The organism is thiotrophic endosymbiont of Bathymodiolus puteoserpentis (Logatchev) (assembly GCF_900127505.1).
Lineage (GTDB): Bacteria > Pseudomonadota > Gammaproteobacteria > PS1 > Pseudothioglobaceae > Thiodubiliella.
Map to the genome: position 1 here is coordinate 203,373 of NZ_UEXF01000019.1, position 8,309 is coordinate 211,681.

Annotated in this window: 12 protein-coding genes and 1 pseudogene; 5 read left to right on the forward strand and 8 right to left on the reverse strand. The window is 34.6% G+C overall.

Going from position 1 to position 8,309, the window contains the following annotated elements; genetic code table 11:
• The 7 genes and pseudogenes from BHECKSOX2_RS02855 to BHECKSOX2_RS02885 all read right to left on the reverse strand — a co-directional run.
• Positions 1-552, reverse strand: a pseudogene (locus BHECKSOX2_RS02855) (IS1595 family transposase); the annotation flags it as partial.
• Positions 553-618: 66 nt separating this feature from the next.
• Positions 619-1,992 (reverse strand): glutamate--tRNA ligase, encoded by a 1,374-nt coding sequence (gene gltX, locus BHECKSOX2_RS02860; RefSeq protein ID WP_139682373.1) that lies wholly within the window; start codon positions 1,990-1,992, stop codon positions 619-621.
• Positions 1,992-2,441 (reverse strand): tetratricopeptide repeat protein, encoded by a 450-nt coding sequence (locus BHECKSOX2_RS02865; RefSeq protein ID WP_139682374.1) that lies wholly within the window; start codon positions 2,439-2,441, stop codon positions 1,992-1,994. Before BHECKSOX2_RS02865 ends, gltX begins: the two co-directional genes overlap by 1 nt.
• Before the next feature lie 275 nt (positions 2,442-2,716).
• Entirely contained in the window at positions 2,717-3,271 is a 555-nt protein-coding gene (locus tag BHECKSOX2_RS02870; protein WP_195910090.1) for a type II secretion system protein N, read from the reverse strand.
• 41 nt (positions 3,272-3,312) lie between these two features.
• Positions 3,313-3,747 carry a type II secretion system protein GspM gene (gspM, locus tag BHECKSOX2_RS02875; protein ID WP_090715907.1) on the reverse strand — a complete coding sequence of 145 codons (435 nt, stop codon included), beginning with the start codon at positions 3,745-3,747 and terminating at the stop codon, positions 3,313-3,315.
• Positions 3,744-4,613 carry a type II secretion system protein GspL gene (gene gspL, locus BHECKSOX2_RS02880; RefSeq protein WP_139682375.1) on the reverse strand — a complete coding sequence of 290 codons (870 nt, stop codon included), beginning with the start codon at positions 4,611-4,613 and terminating at the stop codon, positions 3,744-3,746. Before gspL ends, gspM begins: the two co-directional genes overlap by 4 nt.
• Positions 4,613-5,362: a HesA/MoeB/ThiF family protein gene (locus tag BHECKSOX2_RS02885; protein WP_139682376.1), complete on the reverse strand. Its 750-nt coding sequence runs from the start codon at positions 5,360-5,362 to the stop codon at positions 4,613-4,615. The genes gspL and BHECKSOX2_RS02885 overlap by 1 nt, the downstream gene beginning before the upstream one ends.
• 18 nt (positions 5,363-5,380) lie before the next feature.
• Here BHECKSOX2_RS02885 and BHECKSOX2_RS02890 point away from each other — a divergent pair, with 18 nt between their 5' ends.
• From BHECKSOX2_RS02890 to BHECKSOX2_RS02900, 3 genes are read left to right on the forward strand one after another with little or no spacing between them, the layout of a single operon-like run.
• Complete coding sequence (locus BHECKSOX2_RS02890; RefSeq protein ID WP_139682377.1) at positions 5,381-6,085, forward strand: DNA alkylation repair protein; 705 nt, start codon at positions 5,381-5,383, stop codon at positions 6,083-6,085.
• Positions 6,085-6,396, forward strand: a complete 312-nt coding sequence (locus BHECKSOX2_RS02895) for a YqfO family protein (RefSeq protein ID WP_139682378.1) — start codon at positions 6,085-6,087, stop codon at positions 6,394-6,396. The genes BHECKSOX2_RS02890 and BHECKSOX2_RS02895 overlap by 1 nt, the downstream gene beginning before the upstream one ends.
• Positions 6,396-7,037, forward strand: a complete 642-nt coding sequence (locus tag BHECKSOX2_RS02900; RefSeq protein WP_139682379.1) for a DUF502 domain-containing protein — start codon at positions 6,396-6,398, stop codon at positions 7,035-7,037. Before BHECKSOX2_RS02895 ends, BHECKSOX2_RS02900 begins: the two co-directional genes overlap by 1 nt.
• A 15-nt stretch (positions 7,038-7,052) precedes the next feature.
• On the opposite strand, the gene BHECKSOX2_RS02905 is transcribed toward BHECKSOX2_RS02900, so the two are convergent.
• Positions 7,053-7,406, reverse strand: a complete 354-nt coding sequence (locus BHECKSOX2_RS02905; RefSeq protein ID WP_139682380.1) for a DMT family transporter — start codon at positions 7,404-7,406, stop codon at positions 7,053-7,055.
• A gap of 101 nt (positions 7,407-7,507) precedes the next feature.
• Between BHECKSOX2_RS02905 and BHECKSOX2_RS02910 the strand changes: the two genes are divergently transcribed.
• Together BHECKSOX2_RS02910 and BHECKSOX2_RS02915 are read left to right on the forward strand one after the other, a co-directional pair.
• Positions 7,508-7,981 carry a transposase gene (locus BHECKSOX2_RS02910; RefSeq protein WP_139682381.1) on the forward strand — a complete coding sequence of 158 codons (474 nt, stop codon included), beginning with the start codon at positions 7,508-7,510 and terminating at the stop codon, positions 7,979-7,981.
• A gap of 83 nt (positions 7,982-8,064) precedes the next feature.
• Positions 8,065-8,309, forward strand: a 245-nt coding sequence (locus BHECKSOX2_RS02915; protein WP_180323630.1) for a transposase, incomplete at its 3' end; no start/stop codon positions are given.

Here is an 8,309-nt window from a genome sequence, read left to right on the forward strand (position 1 = left end):
GGTGCAAATTAAACATACTTTTATTCATTCCTTTAAACTTTACCAGTCTATTTTTAGCATAACCCCAAAATGATTCAATGCCATTAATATGAGAGTTGCCTCTGGCAAATTCATTCTTACTATGATGCACTCTAAAATGCTTTTTATAGCCAAAATCTACAAGCCCATTATACCCACGCCATCCATCTGAATGAATAACACTTTCTACACTAGTCTTACCCTTGATAATCCTTTGTAGAGTAGCACTCTTACAATCTGGGACGATTTCAGTATAAACCTTGCCTCCTCGTTTTAATAAGCCAAACACTATCGTTTTACCCCTGGCGCCTCGGTCGCGTTTTCCGCAGACGCGCTGAGCGCCAAAATAAGATTCGTCAACTTTAAAATTCTAAGTCTAATAGCGCTCAAATATTTGTTAATTGTTTATCTGCTTAATTTTGTTAAATGAGATATTTGAGTTGCACTCAAATCCTCAGAAAATAACAAAATTATTTGTCTAAATTTAGCCTCTGAAATACGAGAACGAGTTACATACTTGTTTTTTACTTTCATGACGATACTTTAATAGGTTTTTAAACATGCTTAAGTTGTCATAACCCTTAATTTATTATATTATCTTTAAAAATCAACAGCTTTCTTTAGGCGCTTGAGTGTGGTTGCTTTACCAATCAACTCAGCGACCAAATCAATACTACCTGCATTGCCATTACCACTTAGTGCCAATCTAAATGGTTGTCCCACCTTGCCAAAACCAAGCGCTAATTCATCACACACTTGTTTAATAATGCCTTTAATTTCATCGGCCTTCCAAACTTCTAACTGACTTAACTTTTTCATCAAAGCCTCAAGTGGTGCTTTATCTTTAAACTGTTTATCAGCAAGTTTTTCGTCAAATACATCAAAATCTTGGTAAAACATCTTTAACCCTTCAACCATCTCTAGCAATGTTTTTGAGCGTTGCTGTAATGACGCAACAACCAATGCCAAATCCACGCCATTATCGGTATTGATTTTTTGATGTTGTAAGTACCACTGTAAATGTTTCACCAAATATTTAGGCGTGGCATTTTTAATATATTCTTGATTGAGCCACAATAGTTTTTCTTCATTAAAACTGGCTGGGGCTTTGTTAATATCTTTTAAATCAAACAACGATACAATTTCTGCCAAAGAGAACACCTCTTGGTCACCATGTGACCAACCCAAGCGCACCAAATAATTAAGCAATGCCTCAGGTAAAAAACCTGCATCCCGATATGCCATTACACTCACTGCACCATGTCGCTTTGACAAACGAGCACCATCACTACCCAAAATCATTGGCAGGTGTGCAAACTCAGGCAAATCCCATTCAAGTGCCTGATATAGATTAATTTGTCTAGGGGTGTTGTTGATATGGTCATCACCACGAATAACATGGCTAATATCCATATCATGGTCATCCACCACAACGGTTAAATTATAAGTCGGTGTGCCATCACTACGAGCAACAATCAAATCATCTAATTCTTTATTAGCAATAGAGATTTTTCCTTTAACCAAATCCTCAAAAATCACCATGTCATTCATTGGATTTTTAAAACGCACAACCTTATGATGGCCTGATGTGAGTGCTTTATCACGACAACAGCCATCATACATAGCCTTCTCACCTTTTACCATTAGCGCTTCTCGCAAGTTATCTAATCGCTCTTTTGAACATTCGCAATAATAAGCCTTATCTTCATCTAACAATTGCTGAATGACTGCTTTATAGCGCTCAAAACGCTGCGTTTGATAAAATGGACCTTCGTCATAATCCAACCCCAGCCAATTCATTCCATCTAAGATAGCATCAACTGATACCTGTGTAGAGCGCTCCCTATCCGTATCTTCAATACGCAAGACAAAATCACCCTGTTGTTTTTTCGCCCAAGCCCAAGCAAACAAAGCGGTACGCGCACCACCGATGTGTAAATAACCCGTTGGAGATGGTGCAAATCTTGATTTCATCAATCGTTGGCTTTGTCTGCTAGATCATACCAATACTGTGTTTTTTCAAGGTCTTTTTCAACTTCCTTGCCATCTTCATACAACATACCCAGTGCATACATCGCCCCTTGTAAGCCATACTCAGCTGCCTTTTCAAACCACTCAATGGCTTTACCGATGTCCTTTTCAACACCTTCACCAGTCATGTAAGCCACCGCAATCATATGATGTGCAAAACCGTGCCCCTGATCAGCAGCTTTGACAAAATTCTCAAACCCCAAAGGCTGATTCTCAACCATACCTAAGCCATTCATCTGCATCATTCCAAGACGCCACAGACTCTCAGCATTGCCTTGCATAGCGAGTGGTGCTAATAATTGATACGCCATTGAAAAGTTCTTAGAATCAAAAGCAGCCAAGCCACTGATTAAATCTGCCTCAAAGACATCTGTTTCGTTAGAATTTGACATAATAGTTTTTATGATTTTTGAAATAGCACGATTTTACAAGATTCATACACACAAGTTACTGAATGTTGTTCAAGTACAATAACAACATTTATAAAACACAACATGTATTGGTAAATTCGCTCTCTACCACAAGCAAGCATGAACGCCACTTACCTATAATTACGAGTAATCTCTTTGGATACGGTTGATTTAATGTAATGACCTTATAGAAATATTTTGAAAATAGCCATTTAATTTTTTCCTCTGAGAGTTAGACAATTTTTCTACGGTTTTTTTTAACCACCATTCAAATTGACAGTTTTGTTTTTATGTTGTTTTTTTACATCAATATAATCAAACTTAATTAATATTTTTTCTAGTCTCCCATCTGTTTCAATCACCACATAATTTTTAGCAATATCTTTAAGTAACACGCTAGAGGCAATATTATCACCTTTTTGATAGGCTTTTGACTTACTATTTCCGTTTTTAATAATTGCCAAAGCGCCTTTTTCTTTAAAAATAGTTCCAATGAGTGTTAAATTGAGTTGTGTTGGTTTAACTGTTTTATAATTTTTTCTAAACTCAACACCTTGAAACTCTCCAAACAAATTACGATAAGCTCTCACATCTTGAGATTCTGGCTTTAATATTGTAATATTAGTTTCTTCCATGATTGGCTTATGCATACTCGCCAACACACTCAATACTAACAGTACACAAATATAAACTAGACACAAAAACAAACATAACATAATGCCTTTTCTAACTTTTTCCTTGTGCTTAAACAGAAAGCTAAAATATTTAGTTTGATTTAAAGTAGCAACAAATGATTTGATATTTAAAGTCATAATATAATCTTTATAGGACATTGTGTTCTTCACTCAATATTTCATGGGTGTACAAATGTCATCTTAACATCTACTACGCCATCCCCAACACTCTTAATATCTGCATCAACTGCCACAATATTATGCTTGTTCTTTAGCGTATTAAGCCCATTTAATAAATTAAAAAATCGTATTGAAGAACTGCTTAATACAATACGGTTGTTACTTTGGATATGAATGTTTTTGTTTTTAGCTTTTCGGTAAGTTGCTTGAATAATGCTTTTGGATTTTGCACTAGAAAGCTTAAGGTAAAACACTTTGCTTTGCAACTTCAGCAATGATGAATATATAACTTTTTCTTGTTCAAGTTGTGCTTTTAAGACACTGCCCTTATCACTCAATGAAACCATACTCAGTACAAATATTAACAGCAAAATAACAAGTCCAAACAACAAAATCAGCGCTTTTTGTTTATCAGAAAAATAACTAAAATTCATTGTTCTACCTTAAGTGTTTGTTTGTTAAATTGTAATCGTTTAATCTTTGTTTTTATCTTAATATCTGATTGAATTTTGGCAAGCAGGTCATTATCTAATTGTTCTTTAATACTCAATGTGCTGAGTTTTTGCTTAATTTGTACACGCAAGTCAATAATACGCCTAACCTCTGGAAATAGCTTTTTAAAATGAATTTCATTGATATTTGATTGCGTGTTAATTTTTTTTGTTAAATTATGATTATCCAGCATTAATTGAACTGGAGAAAGCACCATTAATAATAGTAAAATAATAATGCTCGCTCGCCATTTGTAGAGTTTTTCTTTCCAATTTGAACTCCAATCAACATTTAAAAGGTTAATCTTCTGAGTGTATTTAACATTTAGTTTTTCACTCAATATTTGATAATTATTTGTAAAGAGCTCGTCTAATACCGCTTGGCTTGTTTTTCCGCCCAAAAAATCACCATAACGAAACAATACATCTTGTTCAACTTTGGTGCAATACACTTTGCCTTTTTCAATCGGTAGTAGCATAAAATCAACCACGCATTGCTCAATTTTCAAACCTGTAGTTTCAAGCTTTTTTCGAAGCGCATTCATAATATTTTTGCTTATCACAACAACATCATAATATTGCTCATTAGCTGTCTTTTGCAAAAAAAAATCTAATGTTTCAATGTCATCTAACAAAACATCTTCTAGTAAAAAAGGAATGGCTTTTTTAGCTTTAGAAAAACTCATTTTTGGCACTTCAATATGGTGTGTTGAGACCAAATGTGAATCGATTGCAATGATATAAGACTGATCAAGTGCTAAACTAGCAAACTCAGTAGACTCGTCGTAGTAAATAATAGTACTGTTCATTAGATGTTTAAATAATTGCAGATTGGGCAATGTTTATCCTTGTTGAGTTGCACTGTTTTAAAATTTAAATCCAATGCATCTATTATCATTAATTTACCTATTAGTTGTTCACCTAAATTTAAAATTACCTTGATACCTTGTAGCGCTTGCATGGTGCCAAGCATACCCGCAACAGGTGCAAGAATACCATTATCAACACAATTCTCATCATTGTTACCAGTACTTGGGTATAGGCATTGATAACATGGCTGGTCTTTTTCATAGCCTTTAAACACTGACAACTGCCCTTCAAAACGAATAACAGCAGCCGACACTAAAGCTATATGCTGTGCAACGCAGGCTTGATTGATTTTAAAGCGTGTATCAAAATTATCCGTGCCATCTAGTACAACATCGCACTTCTTTACCCATTTATTTATATTATCTTCATTTAAATTTGTCAATGTAGTGATTTTAACATTAGGATTAATCGCCAACATCTTAACTTTAGCAGATTGCACTTTATCTCTACCAATATCATCTGTGTGATGGATTACTTGTCGCTGTAGGTTGGATAATTCTACTTGGTCAAAATCTGCAATGATTAAATGCCCAATACCAGCAGCGGCAAGATACATTGCAGATGGTGAACCTAAACCACCTATACCAACTAACAACACAGTTGCATTTAACAATTTTTGCTGTCCTTCTTCGCCAACTTCTGGCAAAAGAATTTGGCGAGAATATCTGAGTAAATTTTGATTATCCATAAGTTAAAATTATAGTCTATGAATGCAAAAATAATAATCAAAAAACTTAAGTCTTTTGCAACACCTGAGCGTAAGAAAACTAACGAGTGGTTTTTTAAAACTGGCAAAGGTGAATATTCAGAACATGATAAATTTATAGGTATACGAACGCCTCAAATTAGACAAGTAGCCAAGCAATATTTTAAATCACTTACTTTTAATGAAATTAATGAACTCATTAATCACCCCATTCACGAGGTACGCCATTGTGGGCTGATTATATTGGTTAATCAATATCAAATTGACAATCAGGACGCTGTATTTAACTATTACATAGACAATATTCATGCGGTTAATAATTGGGATTTGGTTGATACCACCGCACCACAGATTGTTGGTGATTATCTATATCAACATCAAGAAAAATTACCTCTACTATTTAATTATCTGCATTCATCTGACTTATGGGAGCGACGCATTGCTATTGTGGCAACTTGGACTTTTATTAAGCATGACGAATTCGCACCAACACTTAAAATCGCTAAATTATTATTAGGCGACAAACATGATTTAATCCACAAAGCTATTGGCTGGATGCTTAGAGAAGTATATAAAAAAGATGTTAATATTTGCAAAAATTTTTTACGAGAAAATTATACACAACTGCCTAGAACTACTTTAAGATACGCAATTGAGCGTATGCCAGAAAGTGAAAGACTGCGTTACTTAAAAAAGGAGTTTTAATGTATCAAATCAGTTTTTATGTACCAACAGAGCACGCACAAATTGTTAAAAATTTGATGTTTGATGCGGGTGCAGGACAATTTGATAATTACGAACAATGTGCATGGCAAACTGTGGGTACTGGACAATTCAAACCAGTAAATAACGCCAGCCCTGCTATTGGGAAATTAAACAAGGTAGAGACCCTTGAAGAGCTCAAAGTTGAAATGCTGTGTGCAAAAGAGAATATTGAGCAAGTGGTAAACGCAATGAAACATTCCCACCCTTACGAGCAAGTGGCATATTTTGTATTAAAAATAGAGGCATTATAATGTTTAAAAAAATATTTCATACCGCCTTACAAGGATTTTTTTGGATTCTACCCATTCTATTAATTGTTTTTATTGCAAATTGGTTATTTGAAAAAGCCGCAATATTAACACATATTTTATTTAGTAGAACGAATGCCAATACCGAAGAGTACCTTCTTTTGTGGGTAATGATAGGAGTTATTATCATCGTATTAGCCCTATCAATTATTGGTAGTATTGCCACCACACGCCTCGCCTCTGCTTTTGATTTGTTCATTAAAAAAGTGCCATTTTATTCTACCATTAAAGATATTGTAGATATTTTTAATTCCTCAAAAAAAGGTAAAAATGAAGTTTTGGTCGTGGCAATTAAAGGTTTCACTCAATCGGGATACAACATTGGACTCATGTATTCCACCAAAGAAAGTATTATTAAAAACCATTACACAGTCACACTCTCAATGAGTCCAATTCCCAATGGTGGATTTATGTTTGAAGCTCATCAAGATGATATTTTGGTCATAGAAGGGGCAAAATTTAACGACAATCTTAATTATTTATTGTCAATGGGAACAAAGAGTATGACTGAAATTTTAAACCAAGATTCAAATAACAACTTAGTTTCCTTTACCCAATGGAAACAAAAACACGCATCAATCTAGTGTTTGCTTTTTTGTCTAGCGTCTAAAAGTTAAAAACCCTACACCCAACACAACCAAACTAACGCCTAAAATTTTATGAATACCAAATGGCTCAGAAAGTATAAATACTGCCAGTATGATTGTAACGATAGGACCTAACATTCCCACAATGCTTGTTTGCAAAGGTGAAATCCTATGAATTGCCTCACTAATTAAGAAACTAGGGATAACAGTACTTACTGTCGCTAATAAAAACACCCAAAGCCATGCATTGTGACTAATTGACACCTGAGAGAAGTCAAACAATAAAAAATAAAAAAACAACACAAACATACTAGAGGCACTCATTGCAATTGCGGTAAACAAAACTGAGCCAATTCTACTAATAATTTTCTTACTAAATAACTATAAAACCCCAACAATTTCAGACAACAATTTAAACTTTCTTATTTCGAACGAGTTAAACTAAACAAAAAAATCGGAGTAAAAAAATGAGTAAAAAACGAACAAAATATACCTCAGCATTCAAGACTAAATTAGTACTTGAATTACTACAAAATGAAAGCACCATAGTGCAGATTGCCAGCAAGCATAATATTTTGCCTCAGAATCTACAAAATTGGAAGAAGACTTTCCTTGCTAACGCAGAGATTGCCATGGAGCCATCCAAGGCAGTCAAAGAATACAAAGACGAACTTATCAAAGCACAAATGCGAAATGAGCGTTTAACTACACTAGTAGGCAAGGTAACCGTAGAGAAGGAGTGGTTAGCAAAAAAGCTAAAAAGCTTGGGCTCATCTAACCGCAAACAGTTAGTTGATCTCAAGCCTTCCCTATTGCACGCCTCATATTCTTTGTCAGTTAATCATCAATGTCAATTGTTAGGTGTTAACAGAAGTGGGATTTATTACAAGCCAAAAGTAAACAGTCAACCCTTAAAAACCACACAACAAATTGATTTATAACAATAAAACCAACAATAACCCTAGACAAATCAACCAACTTTTGCTAAAATACCTCTTATTTCTTGGTCGTTTTGCTTAAAAAAATGTTAACTAAATCCAGCCCAATATCCACCCAATCAAATCTTTTTCATTCAGAGCTCTTTTCTCAATTAGATGTCAAAGACCCTTTAATACAACTAGCCAACACTATTAATTGGACAGTCTTTGATGATGCCTTTGAGCAACATTACTCTCAAAACAATGGCAGACCCTCAAAACCCATCAGGCTGATGGTAGGTTTGCTTTTGCTTAAACAACTAGAAAACCTCTCTGATGAGCGTGTTGTTTT

Bases quoted from the DNA above. Each gene is read 5' to 3' on its own strand.
- gltX (WP_139682373.1), bottom strand. From the start codon at position 1,992: ATGAAATCAAGATTTGCACCATCTCCAACGGGTTATTTACACATCGGT.
- BHECKSOX2_RS02865 (WP_139682374.1), bottom strand. From the start codon at position 2,441: ATGTCAAATTCTAACGAAACAGATGTCTTTGAGGCAGATTTAATCAGT.
- BHECKSOX2_RS02870 (WP_195910090.1), bottom strand. From the start codon at position 3,271: ATGACTTTAAATATCAAATCATTTGTTGCTACTTTAAATCAAACTAAA.
- gspM (WP_090715907.1), bottom strand. From the start codon at position 3,747: ATGAATTTTAGTTATTTTTCTGATAAACAAAAAGCGCTGATTTTGTTG.
- gspL (WP_139682375.1), bottom strand. From the start codon at position 4,613: ATGAACAGTACTATTATTTACTACGACGAGTCTACTGAGTTTGCTAGT.
- BHECKSOX2_RS02885 (WP_139682376.1), bottom strand. From the start codon at position 5,362: ATGGATAATCAAAATTTACTCAGATATTCTCGCCAAATTCTTTTGCCA.
- BHECKSOX2_RS02890 (WP_139682377.1), top strand. From the start codon at position 5,381: ATGAATGCAAAAATAATAATCAAAAAACTTAAGTCTTTTGCAACACCT.
- BHECKSOX2_RS02895 (WP_139682378.1), top strand. From the start codon at position 6,085: ATGTATCAAATCAGTTTTTATGTACCAACAGAGCACGCACAAATTGTT.
- BHECKSOX2_RS02900 (WP_139682379.1), top strand. From the start codon at position 6,396: ATGTTTAAAAAAATATTTCATACCGCCTTACAAGGATTTTTTTGGATT.
- BHECKSOX2_RS02910 (WP_139682381.1), top strand. From the start codon at position 7,508: ATGAGTAAAAAACGAACAAAATATACCTCAGCATTCAAGACTAAATTA.